The sequence below is a fragment of the Allobosea sp. CRIB-10 genome (genome assembly GCF_900112185.1).
In the GTDB taxonomy this organism is placed as follows: domain Bacteria; phylum Pseudomonadota; class Alphaproteobacteria; order Rhizobiales; family Beijerinckiaceae; genus Allobosea.
In genome coordinates, this window is the sequence record NZ_FOKP01000008.1 from 95,441 (window position 1) to 118,519 (window position 23,079).

Annotated in this window: 22 protein-coding genes; 17 read left to right on the top strand and 5 right to left on the bottom strand. The window is 66.5% G+C overall.

Going from position 1 to position 23,079, the window contains the following annotated elements:
• Positions 1 to 2 precede the first annotated feature (2 nt).
• The 3 genes from BMZ69_RS12705 to BMZ69_RS12715 are packed head-to-tail and all read left to right on the top strand — an operon-like array spanning position 3 to position 2,742.
• On the top strand, positions 3 to 809 hold the full coding sequence (locus BMZ69_RS12705) for an ABC transporter permease (RefSeq protein WP_092157004.1): 807 nt from the start codon (positions 3 to 5) through the stop codon (positions 807 to 809).
• A complete protein-coding gene (locus tag BMZ69_RS12710; protein ID WP_092157005.1) occupies positions 806 to 1,456 on the top strand; it encodes a VOC family protein in 651 nt (216 codons plus the stop codon). The genes BMZ69_RS12705 and BMZ69_RS12710 overlap by 4 nt, the downstream gene beginning before the upstream one ends.
• Positions 1,453 to 2,742, top strand: a complete 1,290-nt coding sequence (locus BMZ69_RS12715) for an NAD(P)/FAD-dependent oxidoreductase (RefSeq protein ID WP_092157006.1) — start codon at positions 1,453 to 1,455, stop codon at positions 2,740 to 2,742. Before BMZ69_RS12710 ends, BMZ69_RS12715 begins: the two co-directional genes overlap by 4 nt.
• 39 nt (positions 2,743 to 2,781) lie before the next feature.
• On the opposite strand, the gene BMZ69_RS12720 is transcribed toward BMZ69_RS12715, so the two are convergent.
• The gene (locus tag BMZ69_RS12720; protein ID WP_092157007.1) at positions 2,782 to 4,107 is read right to left on the bottom strand and encodes an MFS transporter; all 1,326 of its coding nucleotides are present in this window, start codon (positions 4,105 to 4,107) and stop codon (positions 2,782 to 2,784) included.
• A 184-nt stretch (positions 4,108 to 4,291) separates the two neighbouring features.
• On the opposite strand from BMZ69_RS12720, the gene cyoA reads away from it, so the two are divergent.
• The 5 genes from cyoA to BMZ69_RS12745 are packed head-to-tail and all read left to right on the top strand — an operon-like array spanning position 4,292 to position 9,174.
• Positions 4,292 to 5,374, top strand: a complete 1,083-nt coding sequence (cyoA, locus tag BMZ69_RS12725) for a ubiquinol oxidase subunit II (RefSeq protein WP_092157008.1) — start codon at positions 4,292 to 4,294, stop codon at positions 5,372 to 5,374.
• A 19-nt stretch (positions 5,375 to 5,393) separates the two neighbouring features.
• Complete coding sequence (gene cyoB / locus BMZ69_RS12730) at positions 5,394 to 7,394, top strand: cytochrome o ubiquinol oxidase subunit I (RefSeq protein ID WP_092157009.1); 2,001 nt, start codon at positions 5,394 to 5,396, stop codon at positions 7,392 to 7,394.
• Positions 7,395 to 7,404: 10 nt separating this feature from the next.
• Positions 7,405 to 8,034 (top strand): cytochrome o ubiquinol oxidase subunit III, encoded by a 630-nt coding sequence (gene cyoC, locus BMZ69_RS12735; RefSeq protein ID WP_092157144.1) that lies wholly within the window; start codon positions 7,405 to 7,407, stop codon positions 8,032 to 8,034.
• Entirely contained in the window at positions 8,031 to 8,420 is a 390-nt protein-coding gene (gene cyoD / locus BMZ69_RS12740; protein WP_092157010.1) for a cytochrome o ubiquinol oxidase subunit IV, read from the top strand. Before cyoC ends, cyoD begins: the two co-directional genes overlap by 4 nt.
• A 52-nt stretch (positions 8,421 to 8,472) precedes the next feature.
• Positions 8,473 to 9,174, top strand: coding sequence for an SURF1 family protein (locus BMZ69_RS12745; RefSeq protein WP_280142093.1), 702 nt, complete (start codon positions 8,473 to 8,475; stop codon positions 9,172 to 9,174).
• A 25-nt stretch (positions 9,175 to 9,199) separates the two neighbouring features.
• Here BMZ69_RS12745 and BMZ69_RS12750 read toward each other — a convergent pair whose 3' ends face one another.
• On the bottom strand, positions 9,200 to 9,394 hold the full coding sequence (locus tag BMZ69_RS12750) for a hypothetical protein (RefSeq protein ID WP_139219044.1): 195 nt from the start codon (positions 9,392 to 9,394) through the stop codon (positions 9,200 to 9,202).
• A gap of 295 nt (positions 9,395 to 9,689) precedes the next feature.
• On the opposite strand from BMZ69_RS12750, the gene BMZ69_RS12755 reads away from it, so the two are divergent.
• Entirely contained in the window at positions 9,690 to 9,860 is a 171-nt protein-coding gene (locus tag BMZ69_RS12755) for a hemin uptake protein HemP (RefSeq protein ID WP_244543345.1), read from the top strand.
• A gap of 142 nt (positions 9,861 to 10,002) precedes the next feature.
• On the opposite strand, the gene BMZ69_RS12760 is transcribed toward BMZ69_RS12755, so the two are convergent.
• Positions 10,003 to 12,084, bottom strand: a complete 2,082-nt coding sequence (locus BMZ69_RS12760; RefSeq protein WP_092157013.1) for a TonB-dependent receptor — start codon at positions 12,082 to 12,084, stop codon at positions 10,003 to 10,005.
• Between the two features lie 285 nt (positions 12,085 to 12,369).
• On the opposite strand from BMZ69_RS12760, the gene BMZ69_RS12765 reads away from it, so the two are divergent.
• On the top strand, positions 12,370 to 13,125 hold the full coding sequence (locus tag BMZ69_RS12765) for an IclR family transcriptional regulator (protein ID WP_244543346.1): 756 nt from the start codon (positions 12,370 to 12,372) through the stop codon (positions 13,123 to 13,125).
• Positions 13,126 to 13,130: 5 nt separating this feature from the next.
• Here the strand turns inward: BMZ69_RS12765 and BMZ69_RS12770 are convergent, their stop codons facing one another.
• Positions 13,131 to 14,408, bottom strand: coding sequence for an NtaA/DmoA family FMN-dependent monooxygenase (locus BMZ69_RS12770; protein WP_092157015.1), 1,278 nt, complete (start codon positions 14,406 to 14,408; stop codon positions 13,131 to 13,133).
• Positions 14,401 to 15,195, bottom strand: a complete 795-nt coding sequence (locus BMZ69_RS12775) for an ABC transporter ATP-binding protein (RefSeq protein WP_092157016.1) — start codon at positions 15,193 to 15,195, stop codon at positions 14,401 to 14,403. Before BMZ69_RS12775 ends, BMZ69_RS12770 begins: the two co-directional genes overlap by 8 nt.
• Before the next feature lie 258 nt (positions 15,196 to 15,453).
• Here BMZ69_RS12775 and fepB point away from each other — a divergent pair, with 258 nt between their 5' ends.
• The 7 genes from fepB to BMZ69_RS12810 all read left to right on the top strand — a co-directional run bounded on the left by fepB (position 15,454) and on the right by BMZ69_RS12810 (position 23,078).
• Positions 15,454 to 16,419, top strand: a complete 966-nt coding sequence (fepB, locus tag BMZ69_RS12780) for a Fe2+-enterobactin ABC transporter substrate-binding protein (protein WP_092157017.1) — start codon at positions 15,454 to 15,456, stop codon at positions 16,417 to 16,419.
• Complete coding sequence (locus BMZ69_RS12785; protein ID WP_092157018.1) at positions 16,416 to 17,420, top strand: FecCD family ABC transporter permease; 1,005 nt, start codon at positions 16,416 to 16,418, stop codon at positions 17,418 to 17,420. The genes fepB and BMZ69_RS12785 overlap by 4 nt, the downstream gene beginning before the upstream one ends.
• Positions 17,417 to 18,448 carry a FecCD family ABC transporter permease gene (locus tag BMZ69_RS12790; RefSeq protein WP_092157019.1) on the top strand — a complete coding sequence of 344 codons (1,032 nt, stop codon included), beginning with the start codon at positions 17,417 to 17,419 and terminating at the stop codon, positions 18,446 to 18,448. Before BMZ69_RS12785 ends, BMZ69_RS12790 begins: the two co-directional genes overlap by 4 nt.
• 156 nt (positions 18,449 to 18,604) lie before the next feature.
• A complete protein-coding gene (locus BMZ69_RS12795) occupies positions 18,605 to 19,189 on the top strand; it encodes an ANTAR domain-containing response regulator (RefSeq protein ID WP_092157020.1) in 585 nt (194 codons plus the stop codon).
• The gene (locus tag BMZ69_RS12800) at positions 19,186 to 20,235 is read left to right on the top strand and encodes a CmpA/NrtA family ABC transporter substrate-binding protein (protein ID WP_092157021.1); all 1,050 of its coding nucleotides are present in this window, start codon (positions 19,186 to 19,188) and stop codon (positions 20,233 to 20,235) included. The genes BMZ69_RS12795 and BMZ69_RS12800 overlap by 4 nt, the downstream gene beginning before the upstream one ends.
• A gap of 304 nt (positions 20,236 to 20,539) precedes the next feature.
• A complete protein-coding gene (locus BMZ69_RS12805) occupies positions 20,540 to 21,859 on the top strand; it encodes a CmpA/NrtA family ABC transporter substrate-binding protein (protein WP_092157022.1) in 1,320 nt (439 codons plus the stop codon).
• A 4-nt stretch (positions 21,860 to 21,863) separates the two neighbouring features.
• Positions 21,864 to 23,078 (top strand): NAD(P)/FAD-dependent oxidoreductase, encoded by a 1,215-nt coding sequence (locus tag BMZ69_RS12810; RefSeq protein ID WP_092157023.1) that lies wholly within the window; start codon positions 21,864 to 21,866, stop codon positions 23,076 to 23,078.
• The last annotated feature ends 1 nt before the right edge of the window (position 23,079 follow it).

The window sequence follows — 23,079 nt, forward strand, 5'->3', positions numbered from 1 at the left end:
CGATGCGCGCGCGCAAGCGGGACTGGATCGATATCGGCCTCGTCGCCTTCACGGTGCTGTTCTTCACCTTCATGCTGGCGCCGATCATCGTGGTCGTCGTCGTCTCCTTCACCTCGGCCGGCTATGTCGCCTTCCCGATCCCCGGCTGGTCGCTGAAGTGGTTCGCCAACATCTTCGCCTATCAGCCTTTCGTCGGCGCGCTGAAGGTCAGCATCGGCGTCGCGATCGCCGCGACGCTGCTCTCCTGCCTGATCGGCGTGCCGGCCTGCCTCTATCTGGCGCGCTCGCGGAGAGCCTGGGCCAGCGCGGTGATGACCTTCCTGCTCTCGCCGCTCTCGATGCCGATGATCGTCATCGGCTTCGCCTCGCTGTTCTTCCTGTCCTGGCTCGGGATCGGCATCACCTTCACCGCCTTGCTGATCACCCATACGGTCGTCTGCCTGCCCTATGTCATCAGGACCGTCGCGGGCGTCTATGCCGGCCTGCCTTCCGCCTATGAGGAGGCGGCGGCGATCCTCGGCGCCGATCCGGCGCGCGTCTTCTGGCACGTCACGCTGCCGCTGATCCGGCCGGGAATCATGGCAGGCGCGCTGTTCTCCTTCCTGACTTCCTTCGACAATCTGCCGATCAGCTATTTCTTCGCCAGCGCAAGCACCGGCACGCTGCCGGTGGTGATGCTGAGCTATCTGGAAAACCAGTTCGACCCGACGATCGCGGCGCTGAGCTCGCTGCAATTGCTGATGGCGGTGGTCGCACTGCTGATCGTCGACCGGGTCTACGGCATCGACAAGATGACGGTGGCGGCATGACGCTCGCCTTGCCGATCGACCATGTTGTGGTCCTGGTGGACGATCTCGCCGCTGCGGGCGCCGCCTTCGCGCAGGCCGGCTTCCAGGTGACGCCCGAGACGCGGCACAGCGCGGCGATGGGGACCGCGAACCGCTGCGTCATGCTGGATGGCAGCTATATCGAGCTCATGGGCATCGTCGCGGAAACCGAGGCCAATCTCACCTGGCGCCGCCTCCTTGCCGAAGGTCCCGGCCTGCGCGGGATCGCCTTTGCGAGCGAGGACATCAATGCAGCTGCCGGCGGGCTCGCGCGGAGCGGCATTGCGGCTGGGCCCGTGCGCCATTTCTCGCGCGCGACCGAAGCCGCCGAACTACGCTTCTCAGTGGTCCGTATCGAGCCGGACGAAACGCCCGGCCTGCAATGCCTGGTCTGCCAGCATCACAGCCGCGATGTCCTCTGGCAGCCCGCGCTGATGCGGCATCCCAACGGCGCCACCGGTCTCACCGGCATCACGGTGCCGCAGGCCGATGCCCTCACACGCTTTGCGGTCGAATCCGGTGTCACAACGAGCACGGGCACCGCCAATCTGACCATCACCGCGACCACGGCCGCTCGATACGACCTGCGCGACACATGCGGCCTGACGATCGAGATGGTGACGGCGTGAGCGGCTGGCCGGTCGACGCCCCTTCCCCGCTCTGGATGACCCTGTCCCGCGAGCACTTCACCGCGCCGGCCCTGAACGGCGAGATCGCTGCGGATGTGGTGGTGGTCGGTGGCGGCATTGCCGGCCTCGCCGCCGCGATCGAGCTGCGCCGGCGCGGTCGCGATGTCGTATTGCTCGAAGCCGCCCGGATCGGCTGGGGCGCCTCCGGGCGCGCCAACGGACAGGTGATCTCCGCCCTGACGCGCCATGGCCCGGAGGCGATCCGCAAGCACTGGCCGGGCGCGCGCGGCGAACGCTTCATCGAACTCGTCCGCGGCTCCGCGGATCACCTCTACGCCCTGATCGAACGCTACGGCATCGACTGCGACGCGCGCCGCGTCGGCTGGCTGCAGCCCGCTCATACGCCCGGACGCGCCCGACGCGTGGCGGGTCTGGCCCGGCAATGGGCGCAGGCCGGAGCAGCCGCCGCGCCGGTCGAAGCCGCCGAGATGGCCCGCCGGCTCGGCACGGATTCCTATCGAGGCGGCTGGGAGCATCGTGGCGGCGGACATATCAACCCCTACGCCTTCACGGTCGGCCTCGCGCGAGCGGCCGCCTCGGACGGCGTGCGCATCTTCGAGAACACCCCGGCGACGCGGCTGCGGCAACATGGGACCGGCTGGGTCGTCGAGACGCCGTCGGGCCAGATCACCGCCGGCAAGGTCGCGCTCGCCACCGCCGCTCATACCGGGACGCTCTGGCCGGCGCTGCGTCGCTCCATCGTGCCGGTGACCTCCTATCAGGCTGCGACCCATCCGCTCGGCCCACTCGCCGACACGATCCTGCCGAATGACGAGGCCTCGTCCGATACGCGGATGGATCTGCGCTATTTCCGCAAGGACCGTGACGGGCGGCTGGTCTCGGGCGGCGCGCTCGCCATCCAGATTGGAGCAGCCAGACGCCTGCCGGCACTGGTCGCCGAGCGCCTCGCGGAAATGTTCCCGCTGCTGCCGGCCGCTCCCATGCAGCACTTCTGGGGCGGCCGGATCGCGATGACGACCGACCGGCTGCCGCATCTCCATCGCCGGGAGGACGGGCTATGCGCCTGGATCGGCTGCAACGGCCGCGGCCTGGCGCTGGCCTGCGCGATGGGGCCGGTGCTCGCCGACGCCGTCGAGGGCGTTCCGGACGACGAGCTCGCACTGCGGCCGACCAAGCCCGCGACGATCCCGTTTCACGCGATCGTGGCGCGTTTCGCTCGCCTGATCCTCGTCTGGTACCGCATCAAGGACGGCCGGGAGATCTGAGGCACGATCGAGTCCCGACGATCCTGGCGACAACGCATATCAGCCGTAGCGCGCTTCCGAGCGCCGATCGATCGCCAACGCCGCCAGCGTGCAGAGCGCGCCGGAGAGCAGGTAGATGCCGACCCAGGCAAGACCGAAGGTGCTCGACACCGTCAGCGCCACCAATGGCGCAAAGCCGGCGCCGATAAGCCAGGCGAGGTCGGAGGTGAGGGCCGCGCCGGTGTAGCGGTATTGCTGGCCGAAGCTCGAGGCGACCGCGCCGGCCGTCTGGCCATAAGAGAGGCCGAGCAGCCCGAAGCCGATGATCACATAGATCGTCTGCCCCGCCTGGCTGTCGCCGAAGAGCAGCGGCGCGATGATGCTGGACAGGCTGAACAGGCCGATCATCGCGCCGGACAGCAGCAGCGTGTTGCGGCGCCCGATCTGGTCGGCGACCAGGCCGGAGGTGACGATCGCTCCGGCGCCGACGACGCCGCCGGCGGCCTGGACCAGCAGGAATTCCGAGACCGAGCGATTGGTGAAGAGGTTGATCCAGCTCACCGGGAAGATGGTGACGAGGTGGAAGAGCGCGAAGCTCGCCAATGGCACGAAGGCGCCAAGGATGAGCGTGCTGCCATGGGCGCGAACAAGCTCGGAGACTCGCATCGGCACCAGCTCGCGCGTGGTCATCAGCTCCGCGAATTCATGGGTCGCGACCATGCGCAGCCGCGCGAACAATGCGACGACGTTGATGGTGAGCGCGACGAAGAAGGGATAACGCCAGCCCCAGCCGAGGAAATCCTCCTTCGACAGCGCGCCCTCGAAATAAGCGAAGAGCCCGGCGGCAAGGATGAAGCCGAAGGGCGCGCCGAGCTGCGGCAGCATCGCGTACCAGCCACGCCGGTTGGCCGGGGCGTTGAGGGCCAGCAGCGAGGACAGGCCGTCCCAGGCGCCGCCGAGCGCGATGCCCTGCAGCAGGCGGAAGGCAGCGAGGATGACGCAGGACCAGATGCCGATCGTCTGGTAGCCCGGCAGGAAGGCGATGGCCGCGGTCGAGCCGCCGAGCAGGAAGAGCGCGGCGGTGAGCTTGGTCGTCCGGCCGTAATTGCGGTCGATCGCGAAGAACAGCACCGAGCCGAGCGGGCGCGTCACGAAGGCGAGCGCGAAGATGCCGAACGCGTAGAGCGTGCCGGTGAGTCGGTCGACGAAGGGAAAGACCAGCTCGGGGAAGACCAGCACGCAGCCGAGGCCGAAGACGAAAAAGTCGAAATATTCGGACGTCCGCCCGATGATGACGCCGAGCGCGATATCGGCCGGGCTGACATGGTCCTTTCCGTGATCTTCCGCCGGCAGGGCCGATGTCTGGATCGTCGCGTCAGCGCTCATGACCGCGAATTCCTAAGCTGGCGGCCGTCCGGAGAGACCGGACTTGCCCGCACCTCTGACAAATGGATACGGTGGATAGAAGCAACACGTCAAACTGCCGCAATGGGACAGATTGTCTTATGTGCGGCGCGAAAGAATGGACCTAGAGAACGTCAGTTCCCGGAACGGGGAGGCCTCGACTCTCTTGCGGATCTTTCGAATCATCGCGGTTCTGCCGCTTTTCGCGCTGCTCGGCGGCTGCCAATGGGTGCTGCTGGCGCCGTCAGGCGATGTTGCATTGCAACAACGAAACCTGCTTCTGGCCTCCACCGCGCTGATGCTGCTCGTCATCGTTCCGGTGATGGCGCTGACGATCTTCTTCGCCTGGCGCTACCGCGCCTCCGCCAAGGCGAGCTACGATCCCGACTGGAACCATTCGCTGCCGCTCGAGGTGGTGATCTGGTCGGTGCCGCTGCTGATCATCATCGTCATCGGCGCGATGACCTGGATGGGCACGCATCTGCTCGATCCCTATCGCCCGCTCAACCGTATCGCGGCCGGCAAGCCGATCGTCGAGGCGCGCGCGGGCAGCAGCGCGGTCAGGAAGCAGCCGCTGGTGATCCAGGTCGTGGCGCTCGACTGGAAATGGCTCTTCCTCTACCCGGCGCAGGGCATCGCCTCGCTCAACGAGGTGGTCGCGCCGGTCGACCAGCCGATCGAGTTCCGCATCACCTCCTCCGCGGTGATGAACTCGCTGTTTATTCCCGCGCTGGCCGGCCAGATCTATGCGATGCCCGGCATGCAGACCAAGCTCAACGCCGTGATCAACCATGCCGGCGAGTTCGAGGGCTTCTCGGCCAATTACAGCGGCGCCGGCTTCTCCGACATGCGCTTCCGCTTCCGCGGCGTCGATGATGCGGCCTTCGGCGAGTGGGTTCAGGGTGCGATCCGCAGCGGCAGCACGCTCGGGCGCGACGAATATCTCGTGCTCGAGCGACCGAGCGAGCGCGAGCCGGTGCGCTATTTCCGCGACGTCCCCTCCGATCTCTTTACCGCGATCCTCAACATGTGCGTCGACCGCGCCAAGATGTGCACGCGCGACATGATGGCGATGGACGCCAAGGGCGGCGGCGGCAAGGAGGGCATTCATACCGTCGCGGCGCTCGAATACGACAAGAGCGTGCGCCGCGGGGGACAGCCGCTGCCGCCGCGCCCGTTCGTGATGGCGATCTGCACGCCGACCGATGTCTACGGCGCCGCGGGCGTGACCGCCCGCGCCGTCAACTGAGCCGCGAGGCGAGGCGAACATGACCTCCTATCCCGACTGGTGGAAGTTCCTCTTCGGACGCCTCACCCTCGAATCGTTCCCCTATCACGAGCCGATCCTGGTCGTGACCTTCGCCGTCGTCCTGCTCGGCGGTCTCGCCCTCGTCGCGCTGATCACGAAGTACAAGCTCTGGGGCTATCTCTGGCATGAGTGGTTCACCAGCGTGGACCACAAGAAGATCGGGATCATGTACATGATCCTCGGCGTCATCATGCTGCTGCGCGGCTTCGCCGACGCGCTGATGATGCGCGGCCAGCAGGCGATCGCCTTCGCCGGCAACGAGGGCTACCTGCCGCCGCACCATTACGACCAGATCTTCACCGCCCATGGCGTGATCATGATCTTCTTCGTGGCGATGCCGTTCGTCACCGGGCTGATGAACTATGTCGTGCCGCTGCAGATCGGCGCGCGTGACGTCGCCTTCCCCTTCCTCAACAATTTCAGCTTCTGGATGACGGTCGGCGGCGCCGTGCTGATCATGGCCTCGCTCTTCATCGGCGAGTTCGCCAAGGTCGGCTGGCTCGCCTATCCGCCGCTCTCGGGTGCCGCCTACTCGCCCGGGGTGGGCATGGACTACTATCTCTGGGGCCTGCAGATCGCAGGCATCGGCACGACCTTGTCCGGCGTCAACCTGATCGCGACCATCGTCAAGATGCGCGCGCCCGGCATGGACATGATGAAGATGCCGGTCTTCACCTGGACGTCGCTGTGCACCAACGTGCTGATCGTCGCGACCTTCCCGATCCTGGCGGCGACGCTCGCGCTGCTGACGCTCGACCGCTATGTCGGCACCAACTTCTTCACGAACGATCTCGGCGGCAACCCGATGATGTACGTGAACCTGATCTGGATCTGGGGCCACCCGGAGGTCTACATCCTGATCCTGCCGATCTTCGGCGTCTATTCCGAAGTCGCCTCGACCTTCTGCGGCAAGCGCCTCTTCGGCTACGCCTCGATGGTCTATGCCACGGTGGTCATCACCATCCTGTCCTACCTGGTCTGGCTGCACCATTTCTTCACGATGGGCTCGGGCGCCAGCGTGAACTCCTTCTTCGGCATCACCACGATGATCATCTCGATCCCGACGGGCGCGAAGATCTTCAACTGGCTGTTCACGATGTATCGCGGCCGCATCCGCTTCGAGCTGCCGATGATGTGGCTGCTCGCCTTCATGATCACCTTCGTCATCGGCGGCATGACCGGCGTCATGCTCGCGGTGCCGCCGGCCGATTTCGTGCTGCACAACAGCCTGTTCCTGATCGCCCATTTCCACAACGTCATCATTGGCGGCGTGGTCTTCGGTGTCTTCGCCGGCATCGCCTACTGGTTCCCCAAGGCCTTCGGCTTCAAGCTCGACCGGTTCTGGGGCGTCCTCTCCTTCTGGTTCTGGGTGATCGGCTTCTATGTCGCCTTCATGCCGCTCTACATCCTCGGCCTGATGGGCGTGACGCGGCGCCTCAGCCGCTTCGAGGATCCCTCGCTGCAGATCTGGTTCGTGATCGCGGCCATGGGTGCCGTGCTGATCGCGCTCGGCATCGCCTGCTTCCTGATCCAGATCGGCGTCAGCATCCTGCGCCGCGAGCAGTTGCGCGACACGACCGGCGATCCCTGGGACGGGCGCACGCTGGAATGGTCGACCTCCTCGCCGCCACCGGCCTACAACTTCGCCTTCACGCCGATCGTGCATGACCTCGACGCCTGGGCGGACATGAAGAAGCGCGGCTATACCCGCCCGCTCGCCGGTTTCCGGCCGATCCACATGCCGAGGAACACGGGCGCCGGCGTGATCATCGCAGGCCTCGCGACGCTCTGCGGCTTCGCCCTGATCTGGTACATCTGGTGGCTGGCGGCGCTGTCCTTCGTCAGCGTGCTCGCCGCCGTGATCATCCACACCTTCAACTACGACCGCGATTTCCACATCGCCGCCGACGAGGTGGTGCAGGCGGAAGATGCGCGCACCCAGCTTCTGGCCCGGGCCTGAGGGGCGGATGATGGCTCAAGCGACAGCAAAGGCCGCAGGCACCGCCCCGGCATTCTACGTCACCGAGGAAGAGCACGCGCATCCGGGCGGCTCGACCATGCTCGGCTTCTGGCTCTATCTGATGAGCGACTGCCTGGTCTTCGCAGTCCTCTTCGCGACTTATGGCGTGCTCGGGCGTAATTACGCCGCTGGCCCCTCCGGCGCCGATCTGTTCGACCTGAAGCTGGTGGCGGTCAACACCGCCATGCTGTTGTTCTCCTCGATCACCTATGGCTTCGCCATGCTGGCGATGGACAAGGGCCGCCAAGCGGCGATGCAGGGCTGGCTCGTGGTCACCGCGCTGTTCGGTCTCGCCTTCCTCGGGATCGAGCTCTACGAGTTCGCGCACCTGATTCATGAGGGCGCGACGCCGATGCGCAGCGCCTTCCTGTCGTCGTTCTTCACCCTGGTTGGCACGCATGGCTTGCACGTCACCTTCGGCCTGATCTGGCTCACGGTCCTGATGGTGCAGGTCTCGCAGCATGGGCTGATCGAAGCCAACCGGCGCCGGCTGATGTGCCTTTCCATGTTCTGGCACTTCCTCGACGTCGTCTGGATCGGCGTCTTCACCTTCGTCTATCTGATGGGCGTGCTGAAATGAGCCAGAACCAGGCAGAGGCGCAGGGCGGCCACCACGACGCCCATCATGACGGGCACGATGCCCATGGCGCGGCGCATGGCAGCATGCGCGGCTACGTCACCGGCTTCCTGCTTTCCGTCGTCCTGACCGCGATCCCGTTCTGGCTCGTCATGAACGACGTGCTGAGCAATTCGACGCTGACGGCGATCGTGATCATGCTCTTCGCCGCCGTGCAGATCGTCGTCCACATGGTCTATTTCCTGCACATGAACGGCCGCTCGGAGGGTGGCTGGACGATGCTGGCGCTGATTTTCACGATCTTGATCGTGGCGATCGCGCTCGCCGGCTCGCTCTGGGTGATGTACCACCTCAACACCAACATGATGCCGGACATGCACCGGATGTGAGGCCAAGCCCGTGTCCTCCGACACGGCTGGCCGGCGCGGCGGCGCCGCCCGGATCGTCTTCATCGCCGGCTTTTGCGTCGTCGCACTGGTCTGTGCCGGCCTCGGCATCTGGCAGCTCCAGCGGCTGAACTGGAAGCTCGACCTGATCGCCCGTGTCGAGGCTCGTCTTCGGGCCCCGCCCGTCCCTGCCCCGGGCCCCGCGACATGGGATGCGATTACCGGCACTGCCGACGAGTATCGTCGCGTCGTTCTACAAGGGCGCTATATCGAGGCGCCGGAAACGCTGACGATGGCAGTGACCGAGCGGGGCGCCGGCTTCTGGGTGCTGGCGCCGTTCCGGGCCGATGCCGGCTTCACCGTCCTCGTCAATCGCGGCTTCGTGCCGGAGGGCAAGCGTGCCCCGGGCGACAGGAGAAAAACCGCAAACGACGAAACCAGGGTCGTCGGCCTGCTACGGCCGAGCGAGCCCGGCGGCGGTTTCCTGCGCGCCAACGATCCCAGGGCCGGCCGCTGGTATTCGCGCGACGTGGCCGCGATCGCGCAGGCGCAGGGATTGGGGCAGGTCGCGCCCTATTTCGTCGATGCGGATGCGGCTGCCGAACCCGGCCCCCTGCCCCGGGGCGGGATGACGCAAGTCAGCTTCCGCAACACGCATCTGGTCTATGCGCTGACCTGGTTCTGCCTGGCGCTGATGAGCGCCGGCGCGGCGGCGTTCCTGATCACCCGCCGGGCCGACGACCCGTCCATGTCCTGAAGGACAAGGCGGAGCGCCCGGCCGGTCAGCAGGCCCGGCATTCGAACGGCTGGATCTGCGCCCGCCCCTGCAGGACGACGATCCGTTCGGCCGCACCGTCGGGCTTCACGCGGATCACGCCCTCATCTGCGCATTCGTCGATGAAATACGCGGGAAGACCGGCACGAAGGGCCTTCTCGATCGACTGCTTGCGAAATTGCTTCAGCTTCTCATGGTCCAAGGCGAGCTCCATTGCGCATGAGCCGGTGGCACCCTTCGAGTGCGATTTGGGGTGGTGTCGGAGATTTTCAAGCGCCGGCCCCGAGCGCAGCACCCCAGCTTGCACTGCTCGGTCATGCGTGCAGCGGCCGTTTAGGAACCGACGGCATCCGTATTGGCAATTTTGAATGATTATACGTATAAACTATTGTAATTGCTATATTTTTTGAACGATGGCAAGTTAATCTGGCCTCTCGGGGCACCGTTTTGACCAGAGCGCCATGGACACTCGACCCCCCCTGCGATCGCCCAACCCCATGCCGAGGTGTGATCACGGCCAGCGTTTCGCCAGCCGATCTGGCAGGATCGTGAAGGTGATCGCCAGCTCTGCCATCTTCGGCAGCGCGACCGAAATCGGGATCGAGCATCATGGCGAGCTCTACCGGCTCAAGATCACGCGTCAGGGGAAGCTGATCCTGACCAAGTGACCGGCGCCGAGGCGCCGCCTGCCCTGCCCGCTTGCCAAGTCTCAGGCGCGTGACGCCTTCCAGTGCGTCAACGATATTAACGGGTGCGGCGTGGTGGCAGGGCGCACGCCCCGCCCGCACGCCGATTCTGTCGCTCCCCTGCTCAGAACGTGCCCTTGAGGCCGGCGCCGAACATGCGCGGCTCGGTCATGCTCGCCTCGGTGCCGCCGATGCCGCGGTTCTGTTGCATATAGGTCGGCTTGCGCTCGTCGAAGATGTTCTTGACGTAGCCATAGACCTGCAGGTTGTCGGTGATCTGATAGCTCGCCCGCATGTCGGCGATCGTATACGGCTTGATCAGATAGAGGCGCGTATTGGCGACGTCGGAATAATAGCCGTCGGTGTGCCGAAGCTGGGCGGTGAGGTTGAGCTTGCTGGTGACGTCCCAGCTCACGCCGAAGCTCAGCATGTAGCCCGGCGACTTGGCGAACTCGTTGCCCTTGTAGCCGGCATTGGCTGAGATCCTGTCGATCTCGGTGCGCAGCAGGCCGGCGCCGGCCTTGAGCGTCAGATTGTCGAGCAGGCGGTAGTCGGCGTTGACCTCGAGCCCGTAGGCGTGCGCCTTCTCGGCGTTGATCGCATAGGACTGGACGACGCCCGTCGTCAGTACGACCGGGATGAAATACTGGGCGTTTTCGAAGTCGGTGTAGAACAGGTTGCCGCTGACGTTCAGCCGGTTGTTCAGGAGGCTGGCGCGGGTGAACAGCTCATAGTTCCACAGCGTCTCCTCCTTGAACGGCTGCCAGCGGCCGGCGGTGAGGTTGAGCGAGACGCCGCCGGGATTGTAGCCGCGATTGACCAGCGCGCCGACGGTCCAGTCCGGCGTCACCGCATAGGCGATCGAGGCCTTCGGCAGCACTGCCTGGAAGGTCTTGTCGAAATCGACGCCCTGCCGCGCGAAGACGGTCCTGCCCTCGCGCTCGATCTGGTCCTGCTGGAAGCGCAGCGAGCCGTTGAGGGTCCAGCGATCGGTCAGGCGATAGCTGACCTCGCCGAAGACGCCGAGATTGCGCTTGGTGTCGTCGAAGGTGGATTGGCCGCTGAGATAGAGGATCTCGTCGGTCTTGGTGTGGGCGTAATAGACGCCGGCGACGCCGCTGAGGACGTCGCTCTGCTCGCCATAGGTCAGACGTAGCTCGTTCGAGATGTTGGTCTGGTCGATATGGGCGTCGCCATTGCCGAGCAGGCCCGTCTTCCGGCTCACCGAGAGGTCGGTGTATTGGGTCTGGTTGAACAGCTTGAAGCGGTTGCCGAAATCGTAGCTGAGGTCGAGGATGCCGGTGTTGCTGATCTGCTTGAAGCTCGGCATCGTCGTGGTGACGTGCTTCAGCCGGCTGAACGGGAACGAGGCCGCCTCCTGGCTCGGCCGATTGCTCTCATTGCGCGAATAGGTCAGCTTCGCCTCGAAGCCGGGCAGCTCGGTCGGGCGCCAGAGCAGCTTGGCGCGCAGGTTCAGGTTCCGGAAATCCTGGTCGGCATAGCGCCGCTGGAAGTTCGGGCTGATGTAGTCGATGAAGGTGTCGCGGCCGGAATAGTCGAGCGTGATCCGCCCGGCGAGCTGCTCCTTGATGATCGGGCCGGACAGCATCAGCGCCGTGCGCCGGGTCGCATAGCTGCCGTATTCCGCGAGGAAGCCTGCTTCCGGCGTGAAGGTCGGGTCCTTGGTATTGACGATGATCGCGCCGGCGATGGCGTTCGCTCCTTGCGAAGTCGTCTGCGGCCCGCGGAAGACCTCGATGCTCTTCACGTCCCAGGGCGAGACCGCGCCGAAATAGAACTCATTGTAGCTGAGATAGTGACCGTCGACGTTGATCGTCGCGCGCGGCACCGTGCCACCCCAGAACGAGTTCTGGCCGGTGAGCGGACCTTGCGTGTCCTGGCCGCGGATGATCGGAGCGCTGACCGTGTCGGTGTAGGTCACGTTGGGCGTGCCGACGAGGATTTCGGACACGGTCGCGTTGCCGGTGTTCTCGCGGGCGATGTCCTTGTCGGTTTTGACCGAGACCGACGTGGCCGTGTTCTTCAGGTCGCGTTCGACCTTCTCGCCGGTGACCGTGATCGCGTCGAGCTCGATCGTTCCCGCGGATGCAGACGGATTGCTTTGCGCGAAAGCCGGCACTGCTGCAGCGACCGCGACGAGCGATGCGAGGCTGACGCCGCGCATCAGGACAAGCTTGGACGACATGATGTTCCCCACCACCCGAATCTCGCTGGCTGGGGACAGGGCCGTGGCTTGCGAGGATCACATTGGATGATCCTACAGTGCGGGATGCGTTCCGCATGTCAACATGAGCCAGGCCAGTCGCGCCGTATTGCCCCAGGCTGTGCTTTTCCGGTCGCAGTAATCGGGCCCGATCACTGCCGGGCGTTTGGAAGTGCTCGAATGAGAGCGCTGCTTGTCCCGGTACGGCTCCCGGTGCCACAAAGCGCAGGCCGGCTTCCGGCGCGCCCTTCCGCCGCGATTCGCATGATGACGAGCCCCGACACCACAAAACGCTCCGCGACGATCCAGTCCGTCTCGATCGCCGCCCGCTTCCTCGACATCCTGGCCAAGGCGGACGGACCTCTGGTCCTGGGCGAGATCGCCCGGCGGGCGCGCACCGGCTCGTCCACCGCGCATCGCTACATGCAGAGCCTGGTCCGGGAGGGGCTGGCGGCGCAGGACGACGTCACCGGCCATTACGATCTCGGCCCGGCGGCGCTGAGCATCGGGGTTCGCGCCATCAGGCGGATCGACGCCGTCGAGGTGGCGGCGCGCGCGATGAAGGCGCTGGCCTCGCGCATCGCCGCGAGTTGCGGCGTCGCGATCTGGACGGAGCGCGGCCCGACCATCGTGCGCTGGTATCGCAGCACGGATTTCGCAATCAGCACGGTGACGCTGGGCGATGTCCTGCCGGTCGACAACACCGCCTGCGGCTTCGTCTTCCAGAGCTATCTGCCGAAGGACGCCATCGCCGCCGCCCGCAAGGAGCAGCCGGCTTCCTTTCGCGGTGGCAGTCGCCCGCCGGCCGAGATGCTCGACGCCATCAGGCGCGACGGCGGCGCGGAACTGAACGAGCATCTGTTCTCGCTGCTGACCGGCAAGGCCGCACCGGTGTTCAACGCGCTGGGCGAGATCGCCTGCGTCGTCACCACCGTCTCCTTCGTCAAGACGGCCGAGGCCCAGGGCCATCGTGCCGCGCTGTTCGCGGCGGCGCAGGCGGCGACTCGGGAATCGGGCGGTTAGCCAGCTCATTTCTCCTCGGCGAGACGCAGATGCTCGCGCAACGTCGCGCCTTCATAGTCGCGGCGGAACAGGCCACGCCTTGCCAGTTTCGGCACCAGCTCGTCCAGAAACAGCTGCAGCGATTGCGCGGAGCCCCCGGGTATCGCGATGACGCCGTCGATCGCGCCCGCCTCGAACCAGTCGACGATCTCGGCCAGGACCTCGTCGACAGTTCCGACGCAGACCCAATGGGCCGAGCCGACGATCTCGGGCCGGGCCAGCACCTGCTCCACCGTCGGACGATTCGCCAGGATGAAGCGTCGCAGCAACTCGGCATGGGTGCGGCTGCGCACCGGCGCATCCGCCGGCGGCAGCATCTGCGGCGTCACCTGCGCTTCGGCCGGCAGATCGCCGAGGTCGAGCCCAAGGACCGATTTCACCGCGTTGCGCCGCTGCTCCGAGGTGATATGGGCATGTGCCCGCGCATGCAGCGCCCAGGCCTCTTCGCGCGTCTCGGCGAGGAAGAAGTGGAGCCCCGGCAGTACACGCACCGAATCCGGGCTGCGGCCATGCTCCTGCGCCCGGCGGCGCAGATCGCCACGCAGATCGATGCCAGCCTCGCGATCGGGCGTGGCGGCGAAGGTGGCGTCGGCGATCGAGGCGGCGAAGTCGCGCCCGATATCGGAGGCGCCGGCCTGGAACAGCGGCGGCGGCCCGGCGGCGTGGCCGGGCACGTTGAGCGGCCCTTTCACGCTGAAGAATTCGCCGCGATGGTCGATCGCCGCGCTCGGTGCTGCGCCCGTCAGCGCCACGTGTGGATAGCTCCGCCAGAGCCGGCGCATGACATCGATGAATTCGGCCGCCTTGCGGTAGCGGACTTCCGGCGGCGGCATCGGTGCATCGCCGAAATTCTCCGCGCCCTCGATCGAGGTGACGATGTTCAGCCCGGCGCGCCCGCGGCTGATCCAGTGCAGCGACTGGATCTGGCGGGCGACGACATAGGGCGGATTGAAGCTGGTCGAGACGGTGGTGACGAGCCCGATTCTGTCGGTCTCGCGGGCGATCGCGGTCATCAGGAGCGTCGGGTCGATGCCGACGAACCCGCCGCCCGCCATGGCCGGATGCAGCATGAGGTAGTCGGGCTTGAAGACGAAATCGAGCTTCGCCCGCTCGGCCATCCGGGTCAGCTCCAAATTGAACGCGACAGGATCGCGGGCGGGCTGGGCCTGATCGTCGGTTCGCTGCCCCTTCAGCCAGGTCGGCGTGAGGCTCAGCCCGATGTGAAGCTGACTGGCCTCAGCCATGGCTCCGCCCCTTCGGCACGATGAGCGGCGTCCCTGCGACCGGATCTGGAATGACGATGCAAGACAGGCCGAAGACCTCCTCGACCAGCTCGGCCGTGACGATGCCGGCCGGGCTGCCTTCGGCGATGATCGCCCCGTCCTTCATCGCCACGAGATGGGTGGCGTAGCGGCAGGCCTGATTGAGATCGTGCAGCACCGCGACGACGGTGCGGCCCTGCGCGTTGAGCTCGCCGAGCAGGTCGAGCAGCTCGATCTGGTGGGCGATGTCGAGAAAGGTCGTCGGCTCGTCGAGCAGCAGGATCGGCGTCTCCTGCGCCAGCACCATCGCGATCCAGACCCGCTGGCGCTGTCCGCCGGAAAGCTCGTCGACCGGGCGTGCCGCCAGCCCATCGACGCGCGTCGCGTCCATGGCCGAGGCGACGGCGGCCTCATCGGCCTTCGACCATTGCCGCAGGAAGGATTGGTGTGGATAGCGGCCGCGGGCGACGAGGTCGGCGACGGTGATGCCGTCGGGAGCGATCGCGGTCTGCGGCAGTAGGCCGAGCCGCCTGGCGACCTCCTTGGCCGGGAACGCACCGATCTGCCGTCCGTCGAGTATGACCTGGCCGGCGGCGGGCGTGAGCAAGTGCGACAAGGCGCGCAGCAAGGTCGACTTGCCGCAGGCATTGGGGCCGACGATCACGGTGAAGGAACCGTCGGCGATCGCCAGCGAGAGGCCGGTCGAGATCGTACGCGCCTCATAGCGGAGCGTGACGCCGTCAGCGCGGAGGCGAGAAACGGGCGGCATAGTACTTTTCAATTCTTCCAATCTACGATTGACGTCGTCGGACTTGTAGCCTTTCGACGCCATACTTTCCTGCTCTTGTTGTGGCAAAGCAGTCACCGTCAGCCGTTTTACGTTCGATAACTGACTTCGTATGCCGCGTCCATATTGCATGGCGGGATACGATCCGTCATGAGGAATGACATGCGTGTACCGACACGCGCAGTCGTGGTCGGAGCTCGGCTTCTGACCCGCAGGACACACCGGCCAGACAAATCGACGATGCCCTTCATCAAGCTCTTCATCGCGATCATCGCTGTCGCAGCCGCCTTGGGTTGGAACAGCCAGGGGGCCTATGGCCAGGACGCCGGCTGGCCGCGCACCATCCGGCACGCCGCCGGCGAGTTGACGCTGGCCAGCAAGCCGCAGCGCATCGTCTCGACCACACCGAGCGTCACCGGCATCCTGCTGGCGATGGAGGCGCCCCTGCTCGCAAGCACGGCGACGACGCCGAGCCCGCTCACCGACGCCAAGGGCTTCTTCTCGCAATGGGCTGGCGATGCCGACAGGCGCGGCGTCAAGGTGCTCTATCCCAATCTGAAATTCGACATCGAGGCGGTGCTCGGCTGGAAGCCGGATCTGGTGATCGCCTCGACCACCGGCGCCGACAGCATCCTCCCGCACCGGGCCGAGCTGGAGGCGCTGGGCGTCCCGACCCTGGTGGTCGATTATTCGAGCAGGAGCTGGCAAGAGCTGGCGAGCGAGCTCGGCAGGGCGACCGGCCTCGAGAGCGAAGCGGCCGCCGCGATAAGCCGCTTCGACGCCGATCTCGCCGCCGCAGCGCGCGTGATCGCCGCGAAAGGCAGCAAGGCCAGCATCGTCGGCTACAAAATCGCCGGCAGCTATTCGGTGGCGCGGACTTCCAGCCCTGTCGCCAAGCTCATGTCCGGGCTGGGTTTCGAGATCGTCGGTCTGCCGCCGGAGCTGAAGCCCAATTCGGCGCGCCCCTCCGATTTCGAGTTCTTCTCGCGCGAGAACCTTTCGGCCGCGATCGCAGCCGACATCGTCTTCCTCCTGCGCGCCACACAGAAGGACGTCGAGGCGTTGCTGGCCGAGCCGGTTCTCGCCAATCATCCGGCCGTCGCCGGCAAGCGGGTCTATCCGCTTGGGCTGACCTCCTTCCGCATCGATCCCTATTCCGGGCGCCAGATCCTCGAACAGGTGCGCGCGAGCTTCGCCAAGCCATGAGGCGGCAGCGGCGCCGATGGTGGCTCGCCATCGGTATCCTGGCGCTGGCGCTGCTGGCGCTCGTCAGCCTGGCGGTCGGTTCCCGATCGATCCCTGCAGGGACCGTCGTCGCGGCATTGCAGAGCCATGATCCCGGCAACGATCTCCATCTGATCGTCTGGGAGCTGCGGGTCCCGCGTTTGATCACCGCGGTCTTGGCCGGTGTGGCGCTCGGCCTCGCCGGCGCGATCATGCAGGCGGTCACGCGCAATCCCCTGGCCGAGCCCGGCCTGCTCGGCATCAATGCCGGCGCGGCGGTCGCCGTGGTACTCGCCGTCACGCTACTCGGGCTGACGCGGCCCGCTCACTATGTCTGGTTCGCCAGCCTCGGCTCCGGGCTCGCCGGCGCCGCCGTCTTCCTGCTCGGACGGGCGCATGAGACCGGCACCAATCCCGTCCGTCTCGTGCTCGCCGGCGCTGGGCTTTCGATCGTGCTGATCGCGATCACCGGCATCGTCATCCTCAACGCGCCGCCGACCGCCTTCGACGATTTTCGCCACTGGGCCGCCGGCTCCGTCGAGGGAGCGAGCATCGAGGCCGTCGCGGTGCTGGCGAGCTGCACCATCGCGGGCTTTGCCATCGCCCTCTCGATCGTCGGCGGCCTCAACGCCCTGGTGCTGGGCCAAGAGCTCGGCCAGGCGCTCGGCGCCGCCCCGCGCACGATCTGGCTCCTCGCCTGCCTGGCAGTGATGCTTCTGGCCGGAGCCGCCACCGCCGCCGCCGGGCCGATCGGCTTCGTCGGCCTGATGGCGCCGCATCTGGCGCGTGCCGTCGTCGGGCCGGACCATCGCTGGATCCTGCCTTCCTCGGCGCTCTTCGCCGCGCTTCTCCTGCTCGGCGCCGACGTTCTCGGGCGCGTGGTCGCAGCCCCCTCCGAGATCGCCGCGGGTATCGTCGTCGCCCTGCTGGGGGGTCCATTCTTCATTGTCGCCGTACGCCGTTTCCGGGTGAGCCGGGCATGAGGGCTCACGCGACCATCAGGCTCGGCAAGCTCTCGCTGCGCTGGCGGCCGCGCACGGCGATCACCTGCGCGGGGCTCATCGCAATCGGCTTTGCGCTCGCCATCGTCCTTTTGGGCACGGGCACGCTCGCCTTCAGTTCGGCCGAGGTCGTCGCCGCCTTGCTCGGCCGCTCCGAGAACCCGATGGCAGAACGCGTCGTCTGGGGCTTGCGGCTGCCACGGGTTGTCACCGCCGCCTGCGTAGGCGCGGCGCTCGGCATGGCCGGCGCGATCTTCCAGTCGATCTCGCGCAATGCGCTCGGCTCGCCCGACATGATCGGCTTCACGACCGGTGCCGCGACCGGCGCGATCGTGCAGATCATCCTGTTCGGCGCCGAACCGCTCGCGGTCTCGCTGGCCGCGGCGCTGTCCTGCATGGCGACGGCGGCGCTCGTCTTCCTGCTGGCCCTGAAAGGGCGGGTCATTGGCGGCTATCGGCTGGTGCTGATGGGCATCGGCGTCGGCGCGACGCTGACGGGCGTCAACACGATGCTGCTGGTGGCGAGCGATCTCGACCGGTCGATCTCCGCCCAGATCTGGCTTGCGGGCTCACTGACGGCACGCAGCTGGTCGCATGCCGTGCCGGCGGCGCTGGGCCTTGCGCTGATCATTCCGGTCGCGCTGCTCTACGCTCGCCGTCTTGCCCTTCTCGAAATGGGCGACGACGCCGCCAGCCAACTCGGGATTCCCGTCGAGCGCACGCGGCTCGCCATGGTGATGACCGCCGTCGGGCTGACCGCGCTGGCCACCGCCGCGACAGGCCCGATCGCCTTCATCGCCCTCGCCGGTCCGCAACTGGCGCGGCGCCTCTGCCGCTCGCCCGACGTGCCGCTGTTGTCCGGTGCTGCGATGGGCGCCGTGCTGCTGCTGGCGGCCGATCTGGTCAGCCAGCGCTTTCCGTCGGGGCTCAACCTGCCGATCGGATTGACGACCGGCCTGCTGGGCGGAGCCTATCTGCTCTGGCGGCTGGCCCGCGACGCAAAGGTCTGAAGGGCGGCGAAGGACGCAAGCACGTTCCAATCGTCAGGGCCTGTGCCGCCGGCTCTCTGTGTGATCGCTCGCCGAAGCCCCCGGAAACGACCAAGCCGCAATGGCACGATTCCTGATTGGCCGGTTCCTGGGCTTCCACGGGAACGACTGAAAGGCATGATGCCAAATCTGCGGATCCTGATCGTCGACGCGAACCAGGTTCGGGCCGCGATCATCGAGGAAGGCCTGCGCGAAGCGGGCTATGACCAGCTCATCCGCCTCTCCGCCACCACCGGCCTGGTCGCCGCCATCGAAGCCCATGATCCCGATGTCGTGGTCATCGATCTCGAGGACCCGAGCCGCGACGCGCTCGCCGACATGTTCCTCGTCAGCCGGCATGTCCGCCGGCCGATCACGATGTTCGTCGACCAGTCGGACTCCGCCTCGATCGAGGCGGCGGTCGAGGCCGGCGTCTCCGCCTATATCGTCGACGGGCTGAAGAAGGAGCGGATGCGGCCGATCCTGCAGACCTGCATCAGCCGCTTCAATGCCTTCCGCAAGCTGCGCGAAGAGCTCGACGAAGCCCGTTCCCAACTCGAGGACCGCAAGACGATCGACCGCGCCAAGGCCATCGTCATGCGCTTGAAGGGCCTCTCGGAAGAGGACGCCTACGCGCTGATGCGCCGCACCGCGATGAACGAGAAGCGCAAGCTCGTCGACATCGCCCGCTCCCTCATCACCGCCGCGGAGATGCTCAAATGACCACGCTGCACCTTCGGGTCGGCTTCATGCCCCTGGTCGATGCGGCATTGCTGGTCGCTGCCGCCGATAGCGGCATCGCGCAGGCGCACGGGCTTTCGCTGGAACTCGTGCGCGAGGTGTCGTGGTCGAATCTGCGCGACCGCCTGCACGTCCGGCTCCTCGACGCAGCGCATATGCTGGCGCCCGCGGCGGTCGCCTCGACGCTGGGGATCGGCGGTGTGACCGCGCCGATGGCGGCACCGCTGATGCTGAACCTGAACGGCAATGCGCTGACCCTGTCGCTGCGGCGCTTCGAGGAATTGGCACGCCTCGCACGAGGTGATCTGGCCGACCCGTCGGTGTCAGCGCAGGCGCTCGCAGCACTCGTCGCCACCCGCAAGGCTTCCGGCCTGCCGCCGCTCGCCTTCGCCGCGGTCTTCGGCTTTTCCTGCCACACCTATCTGCTGAACGACTGGATGGCGCGCGCCGGCATCCGCCTCGGCGACGATATCCGGCTCGCGATCGTGCCGCCGGTCCGCACGGTCGAGGCGCTGGCCAGCGGTGAGATCGACGGTTTCTGCGCCGGCGCGCCCTGGAACACCCTGGCGGTCGAGGCCGGGATCGGCGCGATCCTGCATTGCGGCGTCGATCTCATGCCAAATTGCCCGGAGAAGGTACTGGCCTGGCGTGCCGACGATATCGGGCGTCGCGGCGAGGCGGTTACGCGCCTGAACGCCGCCCTCATCGACGCGAGCCATTGGGCTTCGGATGAACGCAATTGGCCAGCCTTGGCCCGGTTGCTCGCGGCGCCCGATCGCCTGGCCGCTCCCTCTGCCCTGATCGAGGCGATCCTGCGCGGCGAGATCATCCAGGGCGGCGGCCGCCCCCCCCGGCAGGTGCGGTCCTATATCCGCTTCGACCCCGCCGCGATCCGCCCCGATCCGGCTCATGCCGATGCCCTGCTCGCGGCGATGTCCCGGGCCGGGCAGGTGGTGATCACGCCGGAACTGAGCGAGCGGGCGCGAGCGGTTTTCAGGCCGGTCGCTGCAGACGTCGAGCAAAGGTGAAATTCTAGGCGAGCCTAAAAATTATGCAGATGCGGCTGAATTGTGCGACGCACAAAAGCTTTACTCGGATGCAAGCCGCTCCGGGCCATCATTGAAAATTGAGACAATTCAAAAACTTGCTTCCCGCCAGCGAGTTGGCACGGTCTTTGTAAAGATCATCTCGACCGCGGCCAACGCTGCCCGCGAGCAAGTTCGAAATCGGAACGCACAGCAACGCCGCTGTCGAAGGAGCCCGGCAGGGCACTTTCGCGCGGCGTTTTCGTTTTCGCGGACACCCCAACTTCGCCGCTTACGAGAGGGATCGATGACGAAGACCGTTCAGAGCAGGGCCCTGGTCCTTCCGGTTAAGCCGAGCCGCCGCGATTTCCTGAATCTGACTGGCGCGGCGGCGGTGGCCGCCGCAGCCAAGCTCGCGCTCCCGAACGGAGCCTTCGCGCAGGGCACCGGTCCCGAGATCAAGGGCACTCGGCTCGGCTACATCGCCCTGACCGATGCGGCACCGCTGATCATCGCCAAGGAGAAGGGCCTCTACGCCAAATACGGCCTGCCCGACATGGACATCGCCAAGCAGGCCTCCTGGGGCGCGACGCGCGACAACATGGCGCTCGGGTTCAAGAACAACGGCATCGACGGCGGCCACATTCTTTCGCCGAAGCCGTATCTCTATGGCACCGGCAAGGTGATGCAGAACAGCCAGCCGCTGCCGATGTACACGCTGCTGCGGCTCAACGAGGACTGTCAGGGCCTCTCCGTCTCCAATGAATACAAGGACCTGCCGGTCGGCACCGATTCCTCCGCGCTGAAGGATGCCTTCGCCAGGAAGAAGGCGGCCGGCAAGGAGGTGAAGGCGGCGATGACCTTCCCCGGCGGCACGCATGACCTCTGGATCCGCTACTGGCTCGCCGCCGGCGGCATCGATCCCGACAGCGACCTTGCGACCATCGTCGTGCCACCGGCCCAGATGGTGGCGAACATGAAGGTCGGCACGATGGACTGCTTCTGCGTCGGCGAGCCGTGGAACGAGCAGCTCGTCAACCAGAACATCGGCTTCACCGCCGCCACCACCGGCGAAATCTGGTTCAGGCATCCCGAGAAGGTGCTCGGCATGCGCGCCGATGTCGTCGACCAGAACCCCAAGGCCGCCATGGCGATCATGATGGCGACCATGGAGGCGCAGATCTGGTGCGAGAAGATGGAGAACAAGCAGGAGATGGCCGAAATCATCGGCCGCCGGCAATGGTTCAACGTCCCGGTTCCCGACATCATCGGCCGCATCAAGGGCGACATCAATTACGGGCGCGGCAAGATCGCCAAGAACACCAACCTGCTGATGAAGTTCTGGGGTGAGAACGGCTCGACCTCCTATCCGTGGAAGAGCCTTGATGCCTGGTTCGTCACCGAGAACATCCGCTGGGGCAAGTTCGAGACGAACACCGACATCAAGGCGCTTGTCGACAAGACCAACCGCTCCGACCTCTGGCTCGAGGCAGCCAAGGCGCTCGGCGTCACCGACACCCCCAAGGGCGACTCGCGCGGCGTCGAGACCTTCTTCGACGGCGTGACATTCGATCCGGCGGCGCCGCTCGACTATCTCAAGAGCCTCAAGATCAAGCGGGTCGCCTGACGTCATGGCCGAGCCGCTGGTCATCGTCGGCAAGGGCATGGCGGCGACCAGGCTGGTCGACGAGCTCAGCCAGCGCGCGCTCGGCCGCTATGCCATCGCGGTGATCGGGGCCGAGCCCAGGCTCGCCTATAACCGCGTGCTGCTCTCGCCCTTGCTTGCCGGCGAGATCGGCGAGCCGGAGATCGAGCTCAAGCCCGCCGCCTGGTGGCAGGCGCGCGGCGTCTCGATGCTCTACGGCAGACCGGTCACCGGCATCGACCGGGCTGCGAAGAGCGTGACGCTGGCCGATGGCCTCACCCTGCCCTACGGCAAGCTCGTGCTCGCCACCGGGTCGAAGCCGCTGATGCCGCCGGTGCCGGGCTTCGACTTGCCGGGCGTCGCCACCTTCCGCGATGTCGCCGATGTCGCGCTGTTCCGCACGATCGCGGTAACCGGCGCGCGCGTCGTGGTGATCGGCGGCGGCCTGCTCGGATTGGAAGCGGCCTACGGACTGGCGAGGATCGGCGCCAGGGTCACCGTTCTGCATCTGGCCGACCGGTTGATGGAGCGCCAGCTCGATCGCGAGGGCGCCGGCCTGCTCGCCGCCGAGATCACAGCCCGCGGCATCGACATCCGCCTGAACTGCACGGCCGCGCGCTTCGTCGGCACGGAGCGGGTCGAGACTGTAGAGCTGACCGACGGCAGCGCGATCCCAGCCGATCTCGTCGTCGTCGCCATCGGCGTGCGCCCGCGCGTCGATCTCGCCGTCGCGGCAGGGCTCGACGTCAATCGCGGCGTCGACGTCGATGACGGCCTCGCCAGCAGCGACCCTTCGATCTTCGCCATCGGCGAATGCGCCGAGCATCGCGGCCTGGTCTATGGCCTGGTCGAGCCGGCCTATGAGCAGGCCCGCGTGCTGGCAACGCGCCTTGCCGGCGGGACGGCGCGCTATACCGGCTCGCTGCTGGCGACCAATCTCAAGGTCAGCGGCGTCAGCGTCTTCTCGGCCGGCTCGGTCGAGCCGAGCGAGGGTGACGAGGTCCTGCTGCTGCGCGACCTGGCCATGGGGATCTATCGCAAATTCGTGCTGCGCGACGGCCAGCTCGCCGGCTGCGTCCTCGTCGGCGACACCACCGGCGCGCTGTTCTACCTCGGCCTGATCCGCTCGCAGCAGGAGATCTCGCCGATCCGCGCCGACCTGCCTTTCGGCGAAGCCTATTGCGTCAGGAAGGCAGCCTGAC

Bases quoted from the DNA above. Each gene is read 5' to 3' on its own strand.
- BMZ69_RS12705 (WP_092157004.1), top strand. From the start codon at position 3: ATGCGCGCGCGCAAGCGGGACTGGATCGATATCGGCCTCGTCGCCTTC.
- BMZ69_RS12710 (WP_092157005.1), top strand. From the start codon at position 806: ATGACGCTCGCCTTGCCGATCGACCATGTTGTGGTCCTGGTGGACGAT.
- BMZ69_RS12720 (WP_092157007.1), bottom strand. From the start codon at position 4,107: ATGAGCGCTGACGCGACGATCCAGACATCGGCCCTGCCGGCGGAAGAT.
- cyoB (WP_092157009.1), top strand. From the start codon at position 5,394: ATGACCTCCTATCCCGACTGGTGGAAGTTCCTCTTCGGACGCCTCACC.
- cyoC (WP_092157144.1), top strand. From the start codon at position 7,405: ATGGCTCAAGCGACAGCAAAGGCCGCAGGCACCGCCCCGGCATTCTAC.
- cyoD (WP_092157010.1), top strand. From the start codon at position 8,031: ATGAGCCAGAACCAGGCAGAGGCGCAGGGCGGCCACCACGACGCCCAT.
- BMZ69_RS12755 (WP_244543345.1), top strand. From the start codon at position 9,690: ATGCCGAGGTGTGATCACGGCCAGCGTTTCGCCAGCCGATCTGGCAGG.
- BMZ69_RS12760 (WP_092157013.1), bottom strand. From the start codon at position 12,084: ATGTCGTCCAAGCTTGTCCTGATGCGCGGCGTCAGCCTCGCATCGCTC.
- BMZ69_RS12765 (WP_244543346.1), top strand. From the start codon at position 12,370: ATGACGAGCCCCGACACCACAAAACGCTCCGCGACGATCCAGTCCGTC.
- BMZ69_RS12770 (WP_092157015.1), bottom strand. From the start codon at position 14,408: ATGGCTGAGGCCAGTCAGCTTCACATCGGGCTGAGCCTCACGCCGACC.
- BMZ69_RS12775 (WP_092157016.1), bottom strand. From the start codon at position 15,195: ATGCCGCCCGTTTCTCGCCTCCGCGCTGACGGCGTCACGCTCCGCTAT.
- fepB (WP_092157017.1), top strand. From the start codon at position 15,454: ATGCCCTTCATCAAGCTCTTCATCGCGATCATCGCTGTCGCAGCCGCC.
- BMZ69_RS12785 (WP_092157018.1), top strand. From the start codon at position 16,416: ATGAGGCGGCAGCGGCGCCGATGGTGGCTCGCCATCGGTATCCTGGCG.
- BMZ69_RS12790 (WP_092157019.1), top strand. From the start codon at position 17,417: ATGAGGGCTCACGCGACCATCAGGCTCGGCAAGCTCTCGCTGCGCTGG.
- BMZ69_RS12795 (WP_092157020.1), top strand. From the start codon at position 18,605: ATGATGCCAAATCTGCGGATCCTGATCGTCGACGCGAACCAGGTTCGG.
- BMZ69_RS12800 (WP_092157021.1), top strand. From the start codon at position 19,186: ATGACCACGCTGCACCTTCGGGTCGGCTTCATGCCCCTGGTCGATGCG.
- BMZ69_RS12805 (WP_092157022.1), top strand. From the start codon at position 20,540: ATGACGAAGACCGTTCAGAGCAGGGCCCTGGTCCTTCCGGTTAAGCCG.
- BMZ69_RS12810 (WP_092157023.1), top strand. From the start codon at position 21,864: ATGGCCGAGCCGCTGGTCATCGTCGGCAAGGGCATGGCGGCGACCAGG.